Source organism: Pseudomonas sp. LB3P31 (assembly GCF_054897945.1).
On the sequence record NZ_CM142710.1, the window covers coordinates 3,938,792 to 3,959,943 of the forward strand.

Annotated in this window: 17 protein-coding genes; 6 read left to right on the plus strand and 11 right to left on the minus strand. The window is 59.6% G+C overall.

Annotation, left to right across the window (positions count from 1 at the left end; translation table 11 throughout):
- Nucleotides 1-5: 5 nt before the first annotated feature.
- From ACYZTK_RS17810 to ACYZTK_RS17855, 10 genes are all read right to left on the minus strand, one after another.
- A complete protein-coding gene (locus ACYZTK_RS17810) occupies nucleotides 6-1,568 on the minus strand; it encodes a SpoVR family protein (protein WP_462011083.1) in 1,563 nt (520 codons plus the stop codon).
- Nucleotides 1,565-2,836 (minus strand): YeaH/YhbH family protein, encoded by a 1,272-nt coding sequence (locus ACYZTK_RS17815; RefSeq protein WP_462011084.1) that lies wholly within the window; start codon nucleotides 2,834-2,836, stop codon nucleotides 1,565-1,567. The genes ACYZTK_RS17810 and ACYZTK_RS17815 overlap by 4 nt, the downstream gene beginning before the upstream one ends.
- A gap of 141 nt (nucleotides 2,837-2,977) precedes the next feature.
- The gene (locus ACYZTK_RS17820; RefSeq protein ID WP_028621509.1) at nucleotides 2,978-4,900 is read right to left on the minus strand and encodes a PrkA family serine protein kinase; all 1,923 of its coding nucleotides are present in this window, start codon (nucleotides 4,898-4,900) and stop codon (nucleotides 2,978-2,980) included.
- A 296-nt stretch (nucleotides 4,901-5,196) separates the two neighbouring features.
- Nucleotides 5,197-5,526 (minus strand): thiosulfate sulfurtransferase GlpE, encoded by a 330-nt coding sequence (gene glpE, locus ACYZTK_RS17825; RefSeq protein WP_462011085.1) that lies wholly within the window; start codon nucleotides 5,524-5,526, stop codon nucleotides 5,197-5,199.
- A gap of 33 nt (nucleotides 5,527-5,559) precedes the next feature.
- Complete coding sequence (locus tag ACYZTK_RS17830; protein WP_462011086.1) at nucleotides 5,560-6,441, minus strand: symmetrical bis(5'-nucleosyl)-tetraphosphatase; 882 nt, start codon at nucleotides 6,439-6,441, stop codon at nucleotides 5,560-5,562.
- Nucleotides 6,441-6,821, minus strand: a complete 381-nt coding sequence (gene apaG / locus ACYZTK_RS17835; protein ID WP_462011087.1) for a Co2+/Mg2+ efflux protein ApaG — start codon at nucleotides 6,819-6,821, stop codon at nucleotides 6,441-6,443. The genes ACYZTK_RS17830 and apaG overlap by 1 nt, the downstream gene beginning before the upstream one ends.
- Nucleotides 6,822-6,935: 114 nt before the next feature.
- Nucleotides 6,936-7,754, minus strand: coding sequence for a 16S rRNA (adenine(1518)-N(6)/adenine(1519)-N(6))-dimethyltransferase RsmA (gene rsmA / locus ACYZTK_RS17840; protein WP_462011088.1), 819 nt, complete (start codon nucleotides 7,752-7,754; stop codon nucleotides 6,936-6,938).
- Nucleotides 7,751-8,740: a 4-hydroxythreonine-4-phosphate dehydrogenase PdxA gene (pdxA, locus tag ACYZTK_RS17845; RefSeq protein WP_462011089.1), complete on the minus strand. Its 990-nt coding sequence runs from the start codon at nucleotides 8,738-8,740 to the stop codon at nucleotides 7,751-7,753. The genes rsmA and pdxA overlap by 4 nt, the downstream gene beginning before the upstream one ends.
- Nucleotides 8,737-10,053 carry a peptidylprolyl isomerase SurA gene (gene surA / locus ACYZTK_RS17850; RefSeq protein WP_462011090.1) on the minus strand — a complete coding sequence of 439 codons (1,317 nt, stop codon included), beginning with the start codon at nucleotides 10,051-10,053 and terminating at the stop codon, nucleotides 8,737-8,739. The genes pdxA and surA overlap by 4 nt, the downstream gene beginning before the upstream one ends.
- Nucleotides 10,034-12,835 (minus strand): LPS-assembly protein LptD, encoded by a 2,802-nt coding sequence (locus ACYZTK_RS17855; protein WP_462011091.1) that lies wholly within the window; start codon nucleotides 12,833-12,835, stop codon nucleotides 10,034-10,036. The genes surA and ACYZTK_RS17855 overlap by 20 nt, the downstream gene beginning before the upstream one ends.
- Before the next feature lie 130 nt (nucleotides 12,836-12,965).
- Between ACYZTK_RS17855 and ACYZTK_RS17860 the strand changes: the two genes are divergently transcribed.
- From ACYZTK_RS17860 to ACYZTK_RS17870, 3 genes are read left to right on the plus strand one after another with little or no spacing between them, the layout of a single operon-like run.
- A complete protein-coding gene (locus ACYZTK_RS17860) occupies nucleotides 12,966-13,985 on the plus strand; it encodes an aminoglycoside phosphotransferase family protein (protein ID WP_462011092.1) in 1,020 nt (339 codons plus the stop codon).
- Nucleotides 13,982-14,653, plus strand: a complete 672-nt coding sequence (gene murU / locus ACYZTK_RS17865) for an N-acetylmuramate alpha-1-phosphate uridylyltransferase MurU (protein ID WP_462011093.1) — start codon at nucleotides 13,982-13,984, stop codon at nucleotides 14,651-14,653. Before ACYZTK_RS17860 ends, murU begins: the two co-directional genes overlap by 4 nt.
- 1 nt (nucleotide 14,654) lies before the next feature.
- The gene (locus ACYZTK_RS17870; protein ID WP_462011094.1) at nucleotides 14,655-15,422 is read left to right on the plus strand and encodes a DnaJ domain-containing protein; all 768 of its coding nucleotides are present in this window, start codon (nucleotides 14,655-14,657) and stop codon (nucleotides 15,420-15,422) included.
- 8 nt (nucleotides 15,423-15,430) lie between these two features.
- Here the strand turns inward: ACYZTK_RS17870 and ACYZTK_RS17875 are convergent, their stop codons facing one another.
- Nucleotides 15,431-16,411: an alpha/beta hydrolase family protein gene (locus tag ACYZTK_RS17875; RefSeq protein WP_462011095.1), complete on the minus strand. Its 981-nt coding sequence runs from the start codon at nucleotides 16,409-16,411 to the stop codon at nucleotides 15,431-15,433.
- Nucleotides 16,412-16,484: 73 nt separating this feature from the next.
- On the opposite strand from ACYZTK_RS17875, the gene ACYZTK_RS17880 reads away from it, so the two are divergent.
- The 3 genes from ACYZTK_RS17880 to ACYZTK_RS17890 all read left to right on the plus strand — a co-directional run bounded on the left by ACYZTK_RS17880 (nucleotide 16,485) and on the right by ACYZTK_RS17890 (nucleotide 21,109).
- Nucleotides 16,485-18,881 carry a PAS domain-containing sensor histidine kinase gene (locus ACYZTK_RS17880; RefSeq protein WP_462011096.1) on the plus strand — a complete coding sequence of 799 codons (2,397 nt, stop codon included), beginning with the start codon at nucleotides 16,485-16,487 and terminating at the stop codon, nucleotides 18,879-18,881.
- Between the two features lie 124 nt (nucleotides 18,882-19,005).
- On the plus strand, nucleotides 19,006-19,647 hold the full coding sequence (locus ACYZTK_RS17885; RefSeq protein WP_174160275.1) for a response regulator: 642 nt from the start codon (nucleotides 19,006-19,008) through the stop codon (nucleotides 19,645-19,647).
- A 337-nt stretch (nucleotides 19,648-19,984) separates the two neighbouring features.
- On the plus strand, nucleotides 19,985-21,109 hold the full coding sequence (locus ACYZTK_RS17890) for an ABC transporter ATP-binding protein (protein ID WP_462011097.1): 1,125 nt from the start codon (nucleotides 19,985-19,987) through the stop codon (nucleotides 21,107-21,109).
- Nucleotides 21,110-21,152: the final 43 nt, after the last annotated feature.

Consider the following 21,152-nt stretch of genomic DNA (forward strand, 5'->3'; position numbering starts at 1 on the left):
CGGTTTCAAAGATGGATAACAGCCAGGTCCAGCCGGCCGTAATCGCCTTCACTGTGTTCACTCCTGGGCGGCACATGCTGGGTTTTCATCACCTGATCCCCTTGCAGGGTTTCCAGGTGAATGTCGAAGCCCCACAGTCGGTGCAGATGCTTGAGCACCTCGTCAGTTGAATCGCCCAGTGGTTTGCGGTCGTGCTGCTGATGCCGCAGGGTCAGGGAGCGGTCGCCGCGTCGATCAATGCTGTAGATCTGCACGTTAGGCTCACGATTACCGAGGTTGTATTGCGCCGCCAGGGTTTCCCGGATAGTCCGATAACCGCCTTCGTCGTGAATCGCCGGGACCAGCAAGTCGTCCTTTTGATCGTCGTCGAGAATGCTGAACAACTTCAGGTCACGTATCACCTTGGGTGACAGGTACTGCAGGATGAAACTCTCGTCCTTGAAGCTGCTCATGGCGAACTTGATGCTCGACAACCAGTCCGTACCGGCAACGTCGGGGAACCAGCGGTAATCTTCCTCGGTTGGGCTTTCGCACATGCGCCGAATATCGCGGTACATGGCAAACCCCAGGGCATAGGGATTGATGCCGCTGTAATACGGGCTGTCGAACCCCGGCTGCATGACCACACTGGTATGCGAGGTCAGGAATTCCATCATGAAGCCGTCGGTGACGAGCCCTTCGTCGTACAGGTCATTCATCAACGTGTAGTGCCAGAACGTAGCCCAGCCTTCGTTCATCACCTGGGTCTGGCGCTGCGGATAAAAATACTGGGCGATCTTGCGCACGATGCGCACAATTTCGCGCTGCCACGGCTCAAGAAGTGGTGCATGTTTTTCGATAAAGTACAGGATATTTTCCTGAGGTTCGGCGGGGAAGCGTGCGTTGTCCTTATCGCTGTATTTGTCCGCGCCCTTTGGAATGGTGCGCCACAGGTCATTGATCTGCTTCTGCAGATGCTCCTCACGATCCTTCTGCCGGCGGCGTTCTTCTTCAGCGGAAATAGGGTAGGGGCGCTTGTAACGGTCGACACCGTAGTTCATCAAAGCGTGGCAGGAATCCAGCAGGTCCTCGACTGCATCGATGCCGTGGCGCTCTTCGCATTGCATGATGTACTGCTTGGCGAACACCAGGTAATCGATGATCGAACTGGCGTCGGTCCAGGTGCGGAAGAGGTAGTTACCCTTGAAGAAGCTGTTGTGGCCGTAGCACGCATGCGCCACCACCAGCGCCTGCATGCAGATGGTGTTTTCTTCCATCAGGTAGGCGATGCACGGGTCCGAGTTGATCACAATCTCGTAGGCGAGGCCCATCTGACCGCGACTGTAGGATTTCTCGGTGCTGAGGAAGTGCTTGCCATAGGACCAATGGTGGTAACCCAGTGGCATGCCGACCGATGCATAGGCGTCCATCATCTGTTCGGCGGTGATCACTTCGATCTGGTTGGGGTAGGTATCGAGCGCGTAGCGAGCGGCGATACGACTGATTTCACGGTCGTAGGCCTGGATCAGCTCGAACGTCCACTCGGAGCCGGTGGAAATGGGTTGGCGCTTCTGCTCTTTGGCGGTCATGTCACTAACCTGCGCTGGAAGAGTTCACGGAAGACCGGATAGATATCCCCGGCCGATACCAGCTGCTGCTGGGCAAAAGTGTCAGAGAAGGCTTCGGCAATGCGCTCGTATTCGAACCACAGGGCCTGATGCTCGCGGGGGGTGATCTCCACGTAAGTGTAGTACTGCACAAATGGCATAATCTGGTTGATCAGGATGTCGCGGCAGATCGGTGAGTCATCGTTCCAGTTATCACCGTCGGAGGCCTGTGCCGCGTAGATGTTCCACTCGTTGCTCGGATACCGCTCGGCCATGATCTCCTGCATCAATTTCAGGGCGCTGGAGACGATAGTGCCGCCGGTTTCGCGGGAATAGAAGAACTCTTCCTCGTCCACTTCGCGGGCACTGGTGTGGTGGCGAATGAACACTACATCGATCTTGTCGTAGTTACGCTTGAGGAACAGGTACAGCAGAATAAAAAACCGCTTGGCGATGTCCTTGGTCGCCTGGGTCATGGAGCCCGACACGTCCATCAGGCAGAACATCACCGCCTTGGAGCTGGGGTTCGGTTGCTTGATCAGCAGGTTGTACTTGAGGTCGAACGTATCGAGGAACGGCACACGATGAATGCGTGCGCTGAGCTTCTCGATTTCCGCCTCGATTTCCTGAATATCGCCGAAGTTGTCTGGCTCATCCCGCTTTAAACGCAGCAGTTCTTCCTTGGCTTCGCGCAACTTTTTCCGGCTGCTGCCGGACAGGGCTATGCGCCGTGCATGGGCCGAGCGCAAGGTACGGATGATATTGATCCGCGACGGATTGCCTTCGTTGCTGATACCCGCGCGAACGGTCTTGAAGGTGTCAGTGCCAGTCAGATTGCGCTTGACCAGGTTGGGCAGTTCAAGGTCCTCGAACATGAATTCGAGGAATTCTTCCTGGGTAATCTGGAAGACAAATTCGTCCATCCCTTCGCCCGAGTTGCCTGCCTTGCCGGGACCTCTGCCGCCGCCCCCACCGGGCGGGCGGGCAATGTGCTCGCCGCTGGTGAACTCTTTGTTGCCCGGGTGCACGACGGTCTGCTTGCCACCACGGCCGTGATGAAGCACTGGTTCGTCGATGTCGCGACCAGGAATGCTGATCTGTTCGCCGTGTTCCATATCGGTAATGGAGCGCCGGCTGACCGCCTCTTCGACGGCCTTTTTGATGTGGTCACGGTAGCGTCGCAGAAACCGCTGGCGGTTTACTGTGCTCTTGTTCTTGCCATTGAGACGTCGGTCGATCACATAGCTCATAGGCCCTCCGGGGAGCTTCGAGTCATAAGCTTCAAGCTGCAAGACAGAAGCTTCAGAAACAAGCGGCGCGCGACATATGGCCACAAATACGCAAACTCCGCGTAGTTGTGAGTATTTCGTCGTTTGCCGCCTGCCGCTCCCTTACTGGGACTTTCTCACCCGCAGATACCACTCGGACAGCAGCCGTACCTGTTTGTCGGTGTAACCACGCTCGACCATTCGTGTAACGAAGTCGTTGTGTTTCTGCTGGTCCTCTTTGCTGGCCTTGGCGTTGAAACTGATGACTGGCAGCAGGTCCTCGGTGTTGGAGAACATTTTCTTCTCGATGACCACCCGCAGTTTTTCGTAGCTGAGCCAGGTTGGATTCTTGCCGTTGTTGTTGGCACGGGCGCGCAGCACGAAGTTGACGATTTCGTTGCGGAAATCCTTCGGATTGCTGATGCCAGCTGGTTTTTCGATTTTCTCCAGCTCTTCGTTCAGGGCTACACGGTTGAGGATTTCTCCGGTTTCCGGGTCGCGATACTCCTGATCCTGGATCCAGAAATCCGCGTAGAGCACATAACGATCGAAGATGTTCTGCCCGTACTCGCTGTAGGATTCGAGGTAGGCCGTCTGGATCTCCTTGCCGATGAACTCGATATAGCGCGGTGCCAGATACTCCTTGAGAAAGCGCAGATAACGTTCGCGGGTTTCAGCCTGGAATTGTTCCTGTTCGATCTGTTGTTCCAGAACGTAGAGCAGGTGCACCGGGTTGGCGGCAATCTCGTGAGGGTCGAAGTTGAAGACCTTGGACAGGATCTTGAACGCAAAGCGGGTCGACAGGCCGTTCATGCCCTCATCGACGCCCGCGTTGTCGCGGTATTCCTGGATCGACTTGGCCTTCGGATCGGTGTCCTTGAGGTTTTCCCCGTCATACACCCGCATTTTCGAGTAGATGTTGGAGTTCTCCGGTTCCTTGAGACGCGACAGCACGGTGAACTGGGCAAGCATTTTCAGGGTGTCTGGCGCGCAGTGGGCCTTGGCCAGTGAACTGTTGAACAACAGCTTGTCGTAGATCTTCACTTCGTCGCTGACGCGCAGGCAGTACGGCACCTTGACGATGTAGATCCGGTCGATGAAGGCTTCGTTGTTCTTGTTGTTACGGAAGGTGTGCCATTCCGATTCGTTGGAGTGAGCGAGCAGGATCCCGGTGAAGGGGATCGCGCCGAGGCCTTCGGTACTGTTGTAGTTACCTTCCTGGGTGGCGGTCAGCAATGGGTGCAGCACCTTGATCGGCGCCTTGAACATTTCGACGAATTCCATCAGGCCCTGGTTGGCCCGGCACAGCGCACCGGAATAGCTGTAGGCGTCGGCGTCGTTCTGTGGGTATTCCTCGAGCTTGCGGATGTCGACCTTGCCCACCAGTGCCGATATGTCCTGGTTGTTTTCGTCACCTGGCTCGGTCTTGGCCACGGCGATCTGGTTGAGGATCGACGGATAGAGTTTCACCACACGGAACTGGCTGATGTCACCGCCAAATTCGGCCAGGCGCTTGGTGGCCCATGGCGACATGATGGTGTTGAGGTAGCGCCGCGGGATGCCGAAGTCTTCCTCGAGGATCGCGCCATCTTCAGTAGCGTTGAACAGACCCAGGGGAGATTCAAATACCGGCGAGCCCTTGATCGCGTAGAAGGGCACTTTCTCGATTAGCTGCTTGAGCTTCTCGGCCAGGGACGATTTACCGCCACCAACGGGACCGAGCAGGTAGAGAATTTGTTTTTTCTCCTCCAGACCCTGAGCAGCATGGCGAAAGTACGACACGATCTGGTCGATGCATTCTTCCATCCCGTGGAAGTCTTCAAAGGCCGGATAGCGACGGATCACCTTGTTGGAAAAGATTCGCGACAGTCTCGAGTTGGTCGAGGTGTCCAGCAGTTCCGGTTCACCGATGGCCAGCAGCAGACGCTCGGCGGCGGAAACGTAGGCACTGCGGTCCTGTTTGCACAGCTCAAGATACTCTTGCAGCGAGAGTTCTTCCTGGCGTGTGGACTCGAAGCGTTGTTGGAAGTGGCTAAAGATACTCATGACGTCACCTCGCTCGATACGTGGAGCCGACGCCGGATCACTCAGTCGATGCTGGCAGCAACCGAACAGGCGGTCGCTGTTTACCCCCCAGAACTCTTCCAGAGCTGACTACTCCGAAAGCTACTCCCGATGACCCGCGCGCCGGTGTACCGGCTCTCCCCTGTTTTGGATGGCCTGGGCTTAAGGATAGTTGGGAATTCGGCAGGTAAAGGCGAGATACGTAATTAGTTGTGGCAGACCGTTCGTCTGCCACCGCGCGAGCCCGCGGGGGCCGGGGCTTGCGCGTTACAAAAAAATTATTCCGAGGTGCCTTGCGCGGTTTCTGCAGGATAAGTCGTACGCCACAGCTCAAAACCGCCATCCATGCTGTAGACGTCGGAGAAGCCCTGGCTGATCAGATAAGCGGCCGCGCCTTGGCTGGAGTTGCCGTGATAGCAGACCACGACGGTGGGAGCGTCAAGGTCGGCGCCCTGAATGAAGGTGTGCAGGGAGTGATTGTCCAGGTGTTTGGACCCGGCAATGTGCAAAGCGGCAAAGGTCGCAGGGTCACGCACGTCGACCACCACGGCACCTTGTTCACGCAAGGCCTGGGCTTGTTCTGGGGGGATACGTTTGAATTCGCTCATGGCGGGCTCCTGTGGCTCGGCTGAAAGCGCAGCCTAGCGCTGGGCGTTGGCTGACGATGATGCGGTGAGGGTTGGGGCGATGGGCACGGCAACATGGCCATGCGCGTCGCATTTGCAGGACAGGCGTTCGCCGCTGTCGACATTCATCAGGGTCAGGGCTCCGCCCCAGACGCAGCCGGTGTCGAGGGCTGAAATGTCAGGCTCGAGAACTTTGCCTTCCAGCGCGGCCCAGTGGCCGAAGATGATCTTCAGTCCCTTGGTCTTGCGCTCTTTATGCTGGAACCAGGGTTTGTAGCCCGGTGGCGCCGAGTCCAGGCCTTCCTTGCTCTTGAGGTCGAGCTTGCCCTCGGCAGTACAGAAGCGCATGCGCGTGAAATAGTTGGTGATCACTCGCAGGCGCGTCACGCCTTTGAGTTCGCTGTCCCATTTCGCCGGCTCGTTGCCGTACATGCCGTCGAGGAAGGGCGGCAGCAGGTTGTCGTCGCGCAAGGCGGTCTCGACTTCGGCGGCACACTTCAAGGCTTTGCGCAGTGACCACTGGGGCGGGATGCCGGCGTGCACCAGCGCCACGTTGCGTAGTTCGTCGTAGTGCATGAGTTTTTGCTGACGCAACCAGTCGAGCAACTGCGCGCAATCGGGCGCTTCGATAATTTCACGCAGGGTGTCGCCTTTTTTCAGGCGCTCGATGTTATTTCCGGCCGCCAGCAAGTGCAGGTCGTGGTTGCCCAGTACGCACACCAGTGATTCGCGAATGCCGTAGAGAAAGCGCAGGGTTTCCAGCGACTGCGGGCCACGGTTGACCAGGTCGCCTACCAGCCAAAGCCGGTCGCGGGCGGGGTCGAAGGCAACCTTTTTGAGCAGGCATTGCAGTGCGTCAAGGCAGCCTTGCAGGTCACCGACGGCGTACGTTGCCATCAGTGCAGGGCTCCGGGCACCGCCAGGCGGAACGGCGCGATGATGGCGTCGAAGTGCTTGCCGTCGTCGGCAATCATTTCGTAAGTGCCCTGCATGGTGCCAACCTTGGAGGTCATGACGGTGCCGCTGCTGTAGGTGTGGCTCTTGCCCGGATCGATCAGCGGTTGCTGGCCAACGACGCCCGCACCGCGAACCTCCTCGACATGCCCGTCGCCATCGGTGATCACCCAGTGCCGCGATAACAACTTGGCCGCTAGCGCGCCATTGTTCTGCACGGTGATGGTGTAGGCGAAGGCAAAGCGTTCGTGCTCGGGTTGCGATTGTTCTGCCAGATAGCGGGTGACGACGCTGACGTCGACCTGATAGCGAGGATCGGACATGCAAGAGGCCTTAAAAACGAAGCGGGACGCGGGGCGTAGCTGATGGTTTCAGTCTAGGCCAAGTACCGGGTAGTAAACCAGACTGGCGTCCTACCCGATAGCGTTCATCGCTGGTCAGTCTGCGGCAGGTGCCTGCACTACCTGCTCGCTGAGCTTGTCGGCCAGGCGCACGAAGGCGGCGAGGTCGAGTTGTTCCGGGCGCAGGCTGCCATCGACGCCGGCGGCTTCGATTTCGGCGTTGCTCAGCAGCAGCTTGAGGGTGTTACGCAGGGTCTTGCGGCGCTGGTTGAAGGCTTCGCGAACGACCCGTTCCAGCAGCTTGTGGTCTTTGGCCGGATGCGGGAGCACGGCGTGAGGCACCAGGCGTACGATTGCCGAATCAACCTTCGGTGGCGGGTTGAACGCGCCAGGGCCGACATTGAACAGGTGATCGACCCGGCAGTGATACTGCACCATGATCGACAGGCGACCCCAGTCACCGCCGCCAGGGCCTGCAGCCATGCGCTCGACCACTTCCTTTTGCAGCATGAAGTGCATGTCGCGGATCAGGTGGGCGTTGTGCAGCAGGTGGAAGATCAGCGGTGTGGAGATGTTGTACGGCAGGTTGCCGACCACCCGCAGGGTGCCCGGTGCTGCATTCAGGCTGTTGAAGTCAAACTTCAGCGCATCGCCCTGGTGCAGGTTGAAATTCCTCATGCCGCCAAACTGCTGGTTGAGGATCGGGATCAGGTCCTTGTCCAGCTCCACCACATCAAGTTGACCGCCGCTGCTCAGCAGGCCTTGGGTCAGCGCGCCCTGGCCCGGGCCGATTTCCAGCAGGCGATCTTCGGCCTTGGCATGGATGGAGCGCAGGATGCGGTCGATAACGCCGGCATCGTGCAGGAAGTTCTGGCCAAAGCGTTTGCGCGCCTTGTGTTGGTAGTGCTCGGTCATAAACGGGTCTCGGCCATCTGGTAGGCGGTTTCCAGGGCGACTTGCAGGCTGCCGGTGTCGATTTTGCCGCTGCCGGCCAGATCCAGGGCTGTGCCGTGGTCGACCGATGTGCGGATGATCGGCAAGCCGAGGGTCACGTTGACTGCCGCGCCGAAGCCTTTGTACTTCAGCACTGGCAGGCCCTGGTCGTGGTACATCGCCAGCACTGCGTCGCAGTGCTCCAGATATTTGGGGGTAAACAGAGTGTCGGCGGGGAGGGGGCCGCGAAGGTCCATGCCTTCACCGCGCAAGCGCTCTAATGTAGGTTCAATGATGTCGATTTCTTCATGGCCCAGGTGGCCGCCTTCACCGGCGTGCGGGTTGAGGCCGCAGACCAGGATGCGTGGCTGGGCGATGCCGAATTTTTCTTTCAGGTCGGTGTGCAGGATGCGGGTGACCCGCTCCAGGCGCTCCGGCGTGATTGCATCGGCAATCTCGCGCAGGGGCAGGTGAGTGGTGACCAGCGCCACGCGTAAGCCGCGGGTTGCGAGCATCATCACCACTTGTGCGGTGTGGGTCAGGTCAGCGAGGAATTCGGTGTGCCCGGAAAAGGCGATCCCGGATTCGTTGATCACGCCCTTGTGCACCGGGGCGGTGATCATCCCGGAAAAAACGCCGTCCAGACAGCCTTGGCCTGCGCGGGTCAGGGTTTCCAGGACGAACGCGGCATTGGCCTTGTCCAGCTGTCCGGCAGTCACCTTGGCGTTGAGCGGCGTATCCCAGACATACAGGCTATTGGCCGGCGCTGGAACGTCTGGCCAGTTGCCCGGTGTCACAGCCAGCAGATCAACGACCACACCCAGTTGCGCGGCCCGCTCGATGAGCAGGTCGCGGCTGGTGATGGCAATCAGGGGGTGTGGCTGGGCTTGCGAGGCGAGCAGCAGGCACAGGTCAGGACCTATGCCGGCCGGTTCGCCGGGTGTCAGCGCGAAACGTCTGGGTTTCACTGTGCTGCCTGGTCTGCACCAGGGAGTTTGATCTCGACGTACGCTTCGTCGCGGATCTGACGCAGCCAGGTTTGCAGCTCTTCGTCGTATTTGCGGTTACGCAGTACGGTCATCGCTTGCTGTTCGCGGGCCTGGTTGGTGCTGTCGGTGGCGCGACGGCCCAGTACTTCCAGGACGTGCCAGCCATACTGGGTCTGGAATGGCTTGGACAGCTTGCCCTGGGGCGTATTGGCCATCACTTCGCGGAATTCCGGTACCAGTGCGTTCGGGTCGATCCAGTTCAGGTCGCCGCCGTTGAGGGCAGAACCTGGGTCTTCCGAATAGCTTTTCGCCAGTTCGGCGAAGTCTTCACCCGATTCGATGCGGGTGTAGAGCGACTCGACCAGGGCCTTGGTTTTCGCTTCGTCGCGGATCGGACTTGGCTTGACCAGGATGTGACGTACATGCACTTCGTCACGCACCTGAGCTTCACCGCCACGCTTGTCGAGGATCTTCAGGATGATGAAGCCACCCGGCGTGCGCATTGGTTGGGTGATGTCGCCCACTGTCATGGTGCTCAGCATGCGGTCGAACGGAGGTGGCAATTGAGCAGCTTTACGCCAGCCCATGTCGCCGCCTTCCAGTGCGGTTTCGCTGGCGGATTTGGCAATGGCCAGTTGACCGAAGTCAGCGCCTTGCTTGAGCTGCTGGTACACCGAGTCGGCTTGCTTGGCGGCATTCTGAATCGCTTCGGAGTTGGCGCTTTCCGGCGTAGGAATCAGGATGTTGGCCAGGCGGAACTCTTCGGACAGCTGCATCTTGCCCAGGTCAGAAGCGAGGAAGTTCTTCACTTCCTGCTCGGACACCTGGATGCGCTCTGCCACACGACGCTGGCGCACGCGGCTGATGATCATTTCGCGACGAATCTGCTCACGCGCGTCGTCGTAGGACAGACCGTCACGTGTCAGGGCGGCACGGAACTGATCCACCGACATGTTGTTGCGCTGGGCGATGGTGCCGACAGCCTGGTTCAGTTCTTCATCGGTAATGCGTATGCCGGAACGTTCGCCGATCTGCAGTTGCAGGTTTTCGACGATCAGACGCTCAAGTACCTGCTGGTCCAGCACGCCAGGCGGCGGCGCAGCGGCCCCACGCTTGGCGATGGTTTGCTGAACTTCATGAACCCGTTGATCCAGCTGGCTCTGCATGACCACGTCGTTATCGACGATGGCCACCACTTTATCGATGGACTGTACCGCGGCGTTGGCCGCAGTACCCAGGAACAGCGCGCCCAGCATGAGCGGGCGCAGACAATCAGAAAGCTTGGTCTTCACGTTCACGATAACCTTGGATGCCTTTGTCGAGGAAGCTCTCTACTTTGGCGCCGGTGAGGCCGCCGAGTCCCTTCAGAACAATTTGGAGGAAGACGCCATGATCGCCTTTTTCGTTTTGCGGAGCGTCTTGACTGGTTTCGTCGTAGTCAACCCAGTAGCGGTTGATCACGCGCAGTTTCCAGCAGCAGTTGTCGTACTCAAAACCACCGAAGGCTTCCAGGGTACGGTTGCGGTTGTAGTCATACTGCCAGCGGCTGATTGCATTCCACTGCGGCACGATCGGCCAGATAACCGAGAAGTCGTGCTGCTGGATCTTGTAGTAATCCTTCACGTAGCCAGGAGTGCCCGGGGTGCCGTAGTCACCGCCGCCCACAGTCCACTTACCAGTGGTCTGGTCGTAACGGACCTGGTCATTGCGATAGCGATAACCGGCGTTGATAACCTTGTTCGGATTGTCTTCAGGCTGGTAGTGGAACATCGCGCTACCCGAACGAGGGCTGCGGCTGTCCGGATCCCAGTTGTAATCGGCGGTCGTGCGCCAATCGCGGTTCCAGCGGTACTCGTATTCCAGCGCGTAAGGCGAAACATTGGATTTCGCGTCATCACGAGTCTTGGCATCGATACCCGGCAACTGGACTTCACGATCTTTGAAGTAGACCGCCTGACCAACGCTCAAACGTTGGCGCTCAAAGCCATCGTCTTCGATCCAGCGGCTGGTGATACCCAGCGACAGTTTGTTCTCGTCGCCGATGCGGTCGACACCGGAGAAGCGGTTGTCCCGGAACAGCGACGAATAATTGAAGGTGTATTCGCTGGAGTCGAAGACCGGAATGTCTGCCTGATCCTTCTCTGGAACGTACAGGTAGAACAGGCGCGGCTCGAGAGTCTGGTTATAGTTTTTGCCAAACCAGCTGGTTTTCCGATCGAAGTACAGACCGCTATCAATGCTGGCGATCGGTACGGCACGATTCTGGTTGCTGCTGAAGGTGCCGTTGAGTCGGTCACCCTCGGCGCCCTGAGCGGCGATGTCGGATTTACCCTTGCCATCGAGATCCAGATCGTACTGGGTGTATTGATACTTCAACGATGGCTTGATGAACCCATAACTCGCTTCCATCGGCAGGCTGACCACCGGAGCAAGATTCAGGCGAGTGCCGTTGGCGCGCGCCAGACCAAAAACGTTCTGATCGAGGCGAGGTCCGGTATCTATGCCGTCTTCGTCAAAGAAGTTGCCTTTCTTCAGGTCTCGATCGAACCGCACTACTTCCGTGTTGTACGTGAAATCCAGTCCGGACGGATGATACGGCAGGGTTCCATCGAAGGTTACCTGAGGCAAGCGGTCGTACGGCGTGATGTTCGAAACAGTCGCCAGCTGATAAGCCTGGGCGTTCACGCGTGCGGTGTAGCTGTCGCCACGGTAGCTGACAGACCCTTGCTGGTTCACGTAGTCGGAGCTTTTAACGCCAATCTGGTCAGTCTGCAGATCCTGGAAGTAATAAGGATCGCTGATCTTGGTGTAGTCGACCTGCGTGAGAACGCGCGAGTCGAGGCCACCCTTGTGCTGCCAGTTGTACATGTAGCGGGTTTTTTCGTAGTCGGTCTGCTTGCTGCGTTCGGTGTCGTCGTCGTTCAGGTACGCAGCGCCGAACTGGCCTTCGCTGGACGGCGTCAGGTAGCGGAACTCGCCTTCCATCAACAGGCCGCGCTTGCTCATGTAGCGTGGGTACAACGTGGCGTCGTAGTTCGGTGCCAGGTTGAAGTAGTACGGAGTCACCAGCGTGAAGCCGGTATCGCTGCCCGTGCCGATAGTCGGCGGCAGGAAGCCGGACTGGCGACGGTCGTCGATCGGGAAATAGATGTACGGCGTGTACAGAACTGGAATGTCCTTGACCCGCAGTGTCACGTTGGTCGCGGTACCGAAGCCGGTCGCCGGGTTCAGGGTGATGTTATTACCCTTGAGCTGCCAGGCGTTGCTGTTCGGTTCGCACGTGGTGTACGTGCCGTCCTTGAGACGGATGATCGCGTTTTCCGCACGCTTGGCGTACAGGGCGCTACCGCGGATACGCGACTTGTGCATCACGTATTCGGCGTTGTCGACCTTGGCTTCACCGGTGTCGAGCTGCACGTCGGCGTGATCGCCAACGATCAGGGCGCCGTTGTCGCGGATACGCACGTTGCCGCTCAGCTCACCGCGGCTCTCGGCCTGGTACAGGTTTGCTTCGTCGGCTTCGACCTGCATGCTGCCCTGGCGCATGACAACGTCACCGGCCAGTGCTGCAACCTGTTCTTCCTGCTTGTAGCGAGAGGCCTTGGCGCCGATAAAGGTCGGGGCGTCACTTTTATTCGTCTTGTCATTCATGCCAGGACGAATTGGTTCGATATAGGAACCAGAGCAGTAAGGACCTGTTTCAGCCAATTGCGCAGCGGTGAGGTTCTCGCGCGGAACCCAGTCGAGGTGACTGTAGTCTGCACTGCGCGACTTCAGGCCGCGGCCCTTGGCCTCGGTCACCAGTGCCGGTTTGGCGCCAGTGTCCTCGCTCGTACCGCTGTCGGCAGGCGTCTCGCCGCTTGCACTTACCGCACTGCCGTCATGGACGGGGCGCGGTGGCAAAGCAGCGGCTGGGGATTTTGGCGCACAGTCCCAGGCACCCGAAGCAGAGACTGAGCAGTCATACTGTTCCGCGGCAACCACGAACGAAGTGGCTAGAGGTTGCAGGGCCAGCAGACTGCCGGTAACCAACAACGGAAATTTTTTACGAAACGCGGGGGATTTCAATGCCATCTTATTAGTCCGGGCTTCCTGCGTGCCATCTGCCCGCGGTGTGGGCCGCACGCCTCTCGATGGTCTGAAAAAGATGCTGGATAATAAAGCATGACCCGCTTGACGGCTAGCGCCGTCGGAGACCCTTGCAATGCCTGACCAAGATGTACGTTTGCAACACCTGAAAGTTTGGCTCGAAGAACAGCTGGCAACCCTCTTTGCAGAGCAGGGCTGGGGTGCCGTACCCCCGGCCACGTTGACTGCGGCCAGCAGCGATGCGAGTTTTCGGCGTTATTTCCGCTGGGAAGGCGAGGGGCGCAGCTTCGTCGTGATGGATGCGCCGCCGCCCCAGGAAAACTGTAAACCCTTCGTCGATATCGCATTTTTACTGGCGAAATCTGGCATCAACGTGCCGAAAATTTACGCCGAGGACCTCGAACGCGGTTTTCTTTTGCTCAACGACCTGGGTAACAAGACCTACCTGGATGTGATCGACAGCAAAAACGCCGACGACCTGTTCAAGGACGCCTTGCAGGCCTTGTTGGCCTTCCAGCAGTTGCCGATGGTGGCGCCGCTGCCGAGTTATGACGTGGCCTTGCTGCGTCGTGAGCTGGAATTGTTTCCGGACTGGTACGTAAAGCACGAACTGGGCGTCGAATTCGACTCCGCTCAACAAGCACTCTGGCAGCAAGCCAGCGACTTGTTGATCGATAGCGCATTGGCTCAGCCCAAGGTCCTTGTGCATCGCGACTACATGCCGCGCAACCTGATGCTCAGCGAGCCGAACCCCGGCGTGCTGGATTTCCAGGACGCGGTCTATGGCCCCGTTACCTACGACGTGACCTGCCTGTTCAAGGACGCCTTCCTCAGCTGGCCCGAGGAGCGTGTGCACGGCTGGCTGCACGATTACTGGCAGCAGGCCGGTGCCTTGGGCATTCCGGTGCAATCGGACTTCGACAGCTTTTTGCGCGCCAGCGACCTTATGGGCGTGCAGCGTCACCTCAAGGTCATCGGCATTTTCGCCCGGATCTGTCACCGCGACGGCAAGCCGCGCTACCTGGCCGACGTGCCGCGCTTCTTTGCCTATATAGATGCAGTGATCGCACGCCGGCCGGAACTGGCCGAAATGGGTGCGCTGCTCGATAGCATGCGCGCTGGAGCTCCAGCATGAAGGCAATGATTCTTGCAGCAGGCAAAGGCGAGCGCATGCGCCCGCTGACCCTGACTACACCCAAACCGCTGGTTCGCGCCGGCGGCGTGCCGCTGATCGAGTATCACCTCAAGGCCCTGGCGATCGCCGGGTTTACCGAGGTTGTGATCAACCACGCGTGGCTCGGCCAACTGATAGAGAATTATCTGGGAGATGGCTCGCAATACGGCGTACGGATCCGCTACTCACCGGAAGGTGAGCCGCTGGAGACCGGCGGAGGTATTCATCGTGCGCTGCCGCTGTTGGGCGAGGAGGCTTTCCTGGTGGTCAACGGTGATATCTGGACCGACTACGACTTCAGCGCATTGCATCAGCCCATCACCGGGCTGGCGCATCTGGTTTTGGCGGACAACCCCGCGCATCACCCGACTGGTGATTTCATCCTCCGTGACGGGGAGGTGCTGGATGGGCAAGCGGGTGCTGAGAAGCTGACCTACAGCGGTATTGCCGTGCTGCATCCGCAGTTGTTCAAAAATTGCACAGCGGGTGCGTTCAAACTCGCCCCTTTGCTGCGCGACGCCATGGCGCAAGGACAAGTGACCGGCGAGCATCTCGAAGGGCGCTGGGTGGATGTCGGCACTCATGAGCGCCTGGCGGAAGCCGAAATCCTGATCGAAGCGAGCCGCTGACATGCTGTGGCCAGGGACTCTGATTGGAGCCGGAGCGGGCTTTGCCATAGCCAGCATTCCGGGGGCCTTGCTCGGCGCGCTGCTGGGACAGGCGCTGGATCGACGTTTGCAACTGCACAGTTGGGCGCATTTGCGGGAAAAGCTCGGTGGCCGGCCGGTCCTGCGCAACGATGAACTGCTGTTCATCCTGCTGGGGCGGTTGGCCAAATCCGACGGGCAGGTGGTGGCGGGTCACATCCAGCAGGCCCGCGACGAGATGCGAGCGCTGGATATGACCGAGGCGGCGCAACGGCGGGCGATTGCCGCGTTCAACCGTGGCAAGTCGGGGCATGACCGCCTGCGCGGTTATCTGCGGCGCTTGAGCGCGCAGCCGTTCGCTGCCGAGGGCGTGTTGCGCGCCTGTTGGCGAATGATCTGGGCTGACGGTCGCGCCGGTCGCAGCGAGCGCGAACTGATTGCCCAGTGGGGCCGTTGGCTGGGCTGGACGCCGCAGCAAGTGCAGGCATTGGCGAATGACTACGAACCGCAGAAACGTCAGGTGATCAGCAGCACGGTGACCTATCAGGATGCCTTGCGGCTATTGGGGGTGTCTGCCACCAGCGAGCCGGCGCAGATCAAGCGCGCTTACCGGCGCCTGCTGAGCCGGCATCACCCGGACAAGATCGCCGGCAGCGGCGCCACCACTTCGCAGGTTCGCGAGGCGACGGACAAAACCCGCGAGTTGCACAACGCCTACACGGTAATCCGTCAGCGCCGGGATTTCCGCTAGCGATCAACTCAATCCGCCGGCTGCGGGCTCAACCAACCCCGCACCCGGCGCACCAACTGCTCCTGTTGATCCTTGGCATTACCCGGCAAGGCTTTCAACGAAACCTGGCTGAACGCTGGCGTCTTCAGCCGCTTGCTCGCCTGCAACCGCTCCAGTGCTGAATCGCGATCCAGCGGCTTGTCCATGTAGAAAATGTCTGCGGTCGGCAGTTTAAGGGTCGAGGTCAGCTCGATCAGCTCGGGTTTGATCGCTGCCGGCGTTTTGACCGCCACCATCACCAGCTTCTCGACCTGCGGCGGTTGTTTCTCGTTCAGGTAGCGCGCCGCCCAGTAAGCGCCGGTGCCATGGCCCAACAGCACGATGTTGCGGGCGCTTTGCCCTTCGGCGTAGGAGATTGCCGCGTCGATGCGCGCGAATATTCGTTCGGCATCGACTCTGCGCTGTTCGTCGACGCTTTCGACCACGGCTTTGTCGGCCACATCCGCCTCACCACCGGCCGCTTGTTCAATTGGCTTGGAGGTTGTCGAGTCCTTGGTTTCGGTGTCAGGCGCCTTGATGGTTGGGGGTACATCGAGAACGCGCGGGGCGATGGCATCGCTTTGCAGGTCCGGCAAGGTGATACTCAGGCTGCTCCAGCCCGCGTCCGGCAGTTTGCGGCGCAATGGACCGACTGCTTGCGGTGAATCAGCAGTCTCGCCGGCGCCCGGGACGATAATCACCGCGCCCCTGGGCTCGGCGATGTTCGCCGGCTTCCATAGCGCCAGGAAGGTTTCGCTGCCAGCTTGCAGTTGTTGCTGCTCCTGGGCGGGCAGGGTGCGCTCAAGTGCTGCGGCGTCTTCCTGACTACGCTCAAGCAGCGGCTGGCGTTCTGTTGTCGCGGGGCTATCCGCAGTAACTGGGGATGGTTCAGCCGCCTCGACGGAAAACGCGCAAGGCAGGATCAGCGACAGGCACAATGCTGGCAGTGCCAGGCGGTAGACAGGGGGCATCGGATATTCCAGGCCAGAAGTGATTCCGGCAGCCTAATGGGTTAGTCAGTATTTGTCAGTGTATGGGGCTTCAATGATGGTTGTGCGCTGCCTGTTAATGATCGGCTTCCTGTGGTTTCCCTTGGCGGGTTGGGCGGCATCCGCGCCCCCCGAGCACGCCGCGCAACTGTCGTCAGCGCAGCGCCAGTGGTTGGCGAGCCACAACAAGTTGCGCGTGGGCCTGGTGTTGCAAGCGCCTTATGCCCAATACGATCGACGCTTGCAGAGGCTGTCCGGAGTCAATGTCGAGTTGATGAAATGGTTGGCCAAATCGCTCAAGGTCGAGTTGAGCTGGCGCAATTTCCCTGACCTTGCGCAACTGGAAGCCGCGGCGCGAGAAGGCGAAATCGATATTGCCCCAGGCCTGGCGCAAACCCCGAACGGTCTGCGCCTGTGGCAATTTTCCGACCCGTACATGCGGGTGCCGCAACTGGTGGTTAGTGATCAGAAAAGCGCAGGCGTAGTCGAGCTGGAAAAACTCGATAGCCAGACCCGTGTTGCGGTGCGCATGCCAAGCGCCACCGCCGATTACCTGCGCAGCAATTATTCGCACCTGAATTTGCAGGGCGTGCCCATCGAGCGCCAGGCCTTGCAACTGCTGTTGAGCCAGCAGGCCAGCTACGCGGTGGTCGATGAAGCGCAGCTCGGACGACTGTCGGCTGAGCCGGAGTTTGCCGGGTTGGTGGTGGTCGGCGACATTGGCTTGCCGCAGTTGCTGCGGGTAGCGACTCGTCGCGACTGGCCCGAGTTGGCTGGCATTGTCGAGGCGGGGTTGCGGGCGATTCCGGCCAAGGATCTCGAGCAATTGCACAATCAGTGGCTGCAACCCAAATATCCAAGGCTGAGTGAGTCTCCGGGGTTCTGGCAGAACCTATGCCTGTTGTTTGCAGTGTTGATGCTCAGCAGTATGGCCATCGTGTTCTGGCAACGTCGCCAGCAGCACAGCCTGGAACAGCGCCTGGTCGCTGCCCGTGAGGACATTGCCTTGCGTGCAGCCAGCGAAGAAGCCTTGCGGCTGACGCAGTTTTCCATCGATCAGAGTACCGTCGGTATCCTCTGGGTGAACTGGGATAGCCATGTGCGTTACGCCAACCGCGCGGCCGAAACCATGCTCGGTTATGCGCCTGGCGGCATTATGGATCGACCCTTGATCGACTTCGAGCCAGGCCTGCACATGGATCGCTGGCTGAGTCTGTGGAAGCGCGCGAGGGCCAGTGAGGAGGGTCCGCAAAGTTTCGAAAGCAACTGTGTGCGGGCGGACGGCAGTATCTTGCCCACGGATGTGTCGTTGAGCTTCCTGCGATTTCGCGATGGCGAGTACCTGGTGGTTTACCTCAACGATGTCACCGAGCGCCGCCGTGCGCTGGCAGCGCTGCAGGAAAGTGAAGCGCGGCTGCAGGGGATCGCCGCCAACGTTCCGGGATTGGTCTTTCGCCTGGAGCGGGCGCCGGTGACAGGGCAGATCGACTTTGCCTACATCAGCGAAGGCAGTGAAAGCCTGGTGGGTTACTCCCCGGCGACCCTGGCCCATCGTGATAAGGGCTTGCGCAGTCTGGTGCATCCGGATGACAAGGCCAGCTATCACCAAACCCAGGACCTGGCGCTGGATACCGACAGCGACTGGTCATGGCAGGGGCGAATTCTCACCCGTCAGGGCGAACAGCGCTGGGCCGAGATCAAGGCCATTACCCGTCGCCTCGAAGATGGCGCCTACGTCTGGGACGGCATTGTCTGGGATATCAGCGAGAGCAAGCGCATCGAACTGGAGCTGGCCAGCTCCCGTGAACAACTGCGTGAGTTGTCCGCGCATCTGGAAAGCGTGCGAGAAGAGGAAAAGGCGCGCATTGCCAGGGAGGTTCACGATGAGCTCGGTCAGATGCTCACCGTGCTGAAACTGGAAACCTCCATGTGCGAATTGGCCTACGCCCAGCTTGACCCTGGTCTGCAGGAACGCTTGAACAGCATGAAGCGCCTGATCGCCCAGTTGTTCCAGCTGGTGCGCGATGTAGCGACGGCATTGCGCCCGCCGATTCTCGACGCCGGGATCGCCTCGGCTATTGAATGGCAGGCCCGGCGCTTCGAGGCGCGCACGCAGATTCCGTGCCTGGTGCAGGTGCCGGATAACTTGCCAGTGCTGAGCGATGCCATGGCCATTGGGCTGTTCCGCATTCTTCAAGAAGCACTGACCAATGTCATGCGCCATGCCCAGGCGCATACTGTTGAACTGACACTGGTGCGCGAAGGCGGCGAGTTGTGCCTGACGGTGAGTGATGATGGCGTAGGATTTGTCGCCAGTAGCGGTCGGCCGACATCTTTTGGGGTGGTGGGCATGCGCGAGCGGGTGTTGATCATGGGCGGGCGGTTGTCGCTGGAGAGTGAACCGGGGGAGGGCACGACGCTGATGGTGCGGGTGCCTTTGGCGGGTGCCTGATAATTTTGTCTTGTCTGTGCGTGCGCCATCGCGAGCAGGCTCACTCCTACAGGGTCTGTGCACCGACTCCGATCCTGTAGGAGTGAGCCTGCTCGCGATAGATTTTGGATCTGACACAAGAAAAATGGAGAAAAATGTGATCCGTGTACTGGTAGCCGAAGACCACACCATTGTCCGCGAAGGCATCAAGCAGCTGATCGGCCTGGCCAAGGACCTGCTGGTGGTAGGCGAGGCGAGCAATGGCGAACAGTTGCTCGAGACCCTGCGCCATGTGCCTTGCGAAGTGGTGCTGCTGGATATCTCCATGCCTGGGGTCAATGGCCTGGAGGCGATCCCGCGGATTCGCGCGCTGAACAATCCACCGGCGATCCTGGTGCTGTCGATGCACGACGAAGCGCAAATGGCTGCGCGTGCATTAAAGGTGGGCGCGGCAGGCTACGCGACCAAGGACAGCGATCCGGCGCTGCTGCTGACGGCGATCCGCAAGGTGGCAGCGGGTGGGCGCTATATCGATCCTGACCTGGCTGATCGGATGGTCTTCGAGGTGGGGCTGACCGATTCGCGGCCATTGCATTCGCTGCTGTCAGAGCGCGAATTTTCGGTGTTCGAACGCCTGGCCCAGGGCGCTAACGTCAACGACATCGCCCAGCAACTGGCCCTGAGCAGCAAGACCATCAGCACCCACAAGGCGCGGCTGATGCAGAAGCTCAACATCACCTCCCTGGCAGAGCTGGTGAAGTATGCGATGGAGCATAAACTCCTCTGATTGCGGTGACCGGCGTAGGAGCTGCCGAAGGCTGCGATCTTTTGATCTTGGCGCCTTCAAGAAAGATCAAAAGATCGCAGCCTTCGGCAGCTCCTACAGTGGAGGATGCGGCGACGTATCCATCTGCGACATCCCTCAAAACTGTTTTCGCCTGTGCTTGAGGGTTGCAGCCGGTAATTCGCCGCTGCATTAGTCAAAACGCGCCATCCTTGTAGGGCAATCCCTACCCCCAACCTTCCATCCGGCTGAGGCCATTCTCTCCTGCCCCCCGATTTGCGCCGCTCCCAGCGTCCACTAGGCTTAGTCCACAGCAGTCATCAACAACAAAGGTGTGGGTATGAGCCAGGTCGATTCAAGCGCAGGGGCCAGCGATATTCTGGTCAGCTTTCGTGGAGTGCAGAAGAGCTACGACGGCGAGAACCTGATCGTCAAAGACCTCAACCTGGATATTCGCAAAGGCGAATTCCTCACGTTGCTCGGGCCGTCCGGTTCCGGCAAGACCACCAGCCTGATGATGCTCGCCGGTTTCGAAACCCCGACCGCAGGCGAAATCCTCCTCGCCGGGCGCTCCATCAACAATGTGCCGCCGCACAAGCGCGACATCGGCATGGTGTTCCAGAACTACGCCTTGTTCCCGCACATGACCGTGGCCGAGAACCTCGCGTTCCCGCTGACCGTGCGCGGCCTGAACAAGAGCGACGTCAGCGACAAGGTCAAGAAAGTCCTGAGCATGGTGCAGCTCGACGCCTTCGCCCAGCGCTACCCGGCGCAACTTTCCGGTGGTCAGCAACAACGCGTGGCCCTGGCCCGGGCATTGGTATTCGAACCCCAGCTGGTGCTGATGGACGAACCCCTCGGCGCACTGGATAAACAGCTGCGCGAGCACATGCAGATGGAAATCAAACATCTGCACCAGCGCCTCGGCGTGACCGTGGTCTACGTGACTCACGACCAGGGTGAAGCCCTGACCATGTCTGATCGAGTGGCTGTGTTCCACCAGGGTGAAATCCAGCAGATCGCGCCGCCGCGCAGCCTCTATGAAGAACCGAAAAACACCTTCGTCGCCAACTTCATCGGCGAGAACAACCGCCTCAATGGTCGCTTGCACAGCCACACCGGCGACCGCTGCGTGGTCGAGCTGGGCCGCGGCGAGAAGGTCGAGGCGCTGGCGGTGAACGTTGGCAAGACCGGCGAACCCGTCACGTTATCGATTCGCCCGGAGCGGGTGAGCCTTAACGGTTCCAGCGAGTCCTGCGTCAATCGCTTCTCGGGACGGGTGGCGGAATTCATCTATCTGGGCGACCACGTCCGGGTACGCCTGGAAGTCTGCGGCAAGACCGATTTCTTTGTGAAACAGCCGATTGCCGAGCTCGATCCCGCGCTGGCCGTTGGTGACGTGGTACCGCTTGGCTGGCAAGTCGAACACGTTCGCGCGCTCGACCCCCTTCTAGAGGCGAATTGATCGCCCCCTGCAACACCAACCCTGCACGTGGAGAACAATATAA

Excerpts from the sequence above, each read along its gene's own strand:
- ACYZTK_RS17810 (WP_462011083.1), bottom strand. The coding sequence starts at position 1,568 with ATGACCGCCAAAGAGCAGAAGCGCCAACCCATTTCCACCGGCTCCGAG.
- ACYZTK_RS17815 (WP_462011084.1), bottom strand. The coding sequence starts at position 2,836 with ATGAGCTATGTGATCGACCGACGTCTCAATGGCAAGAACAAGAGCACA.
- ACYZTK_RS17820 (WP_028621509.1), bottom strand. The coding sequence starts at position 4,900 with ATGAGTATCTTTAGCCACTTCCAACAACGCTTCGAGTCCACACGCCAG.
- glpE (WP_462011085.1), bottom strand. The coding sequence starts at position 5,526 with ATGAGCGAATTCAAACGTATCCCCCCAGAACAAGCCCAGGCCTTGCGT.
- ACYZTK_RS17830 (WP_462011086.1), bottom strand. The coding sequence starts at position 6,441 with ATGGCAACGTACGCCGTCGGTGACCTGCAAGGCTGCCTTGACGCACTG.
- apaG (WP_462011087.1), bottom strand. The coding sequence starts at position 6,821 with ATGTCCGATCCTCGCTATCAGGTCGACGTCAGCGTCGTCACCCGCTAT.
- rsmA (WP_462011088.1), bottom strand. The coding sequence starts at position 7,754 with ATGACCGAGCACTACCAACACAAGGCGCGCAAACGCTTTGGCCAGAAC.
- ACYZTK_RS17855 (WP_462011091.1), bottom strand. The coding sequence starts at position 12,835 with ATGGCATTGAAATCCCCCGCGTTTCGTAAAAAATTTCCGTTGTTGGTT.
- ACYZTK_RS17860 (WP_462011092.1), top strand. The coding sequence starts at position 12,966 with ATGCCTGACCAAGATGTACGTTTGCAACACCTGAAAGTTTGGCTCGAA.
- murU (WP_462011093.1), top strand. The coding sequence starts at position 13,982 with ATGAAGGCAATGATTCTTGCAGCAGGCAAAGGCGAGCGCATGCGCCCG.
- ACYZTK_RS17870 (WP_462011094.1), top strand. The coding sequence starts at position 14,655 with ATGCTGTGGCCAGGGACTCTGATTGGAGCCGGAGCGGGCTTTGCCATA.
- ACYZTK_RS17875 (WP_462011095.1), bottom strand. The coding sequence starts at position 16,411 with ATGCCCCCTGTCTACCGCCTGGCACTGCCAGCATTGTGCCTGTCGCTG.
- ACYZTK_RS17880 (WP_462011096.1), top strand. The coding sequence starts at position 16,485 with ATGATGGTTGTGCGCTGCCTGTTAATGATCGGCTTCCTGTGGTTTCCC.
- ACYZTK_RS17885 (WP_174160275.1), top strand. The coding sequence starts at position 19,006 with ATGGAGAAAAATGTGATCCGTGTACTGGTAGCCGAAGACCACACCATT.
- ACYZTK_RS17890 (WP_462011097.1), top strand. The coding sequence starts at position 19,985 with ATGAGCCAGGTCGATTCAAGCGCAGGGGCCAGCGATATTCTGGTCAGC.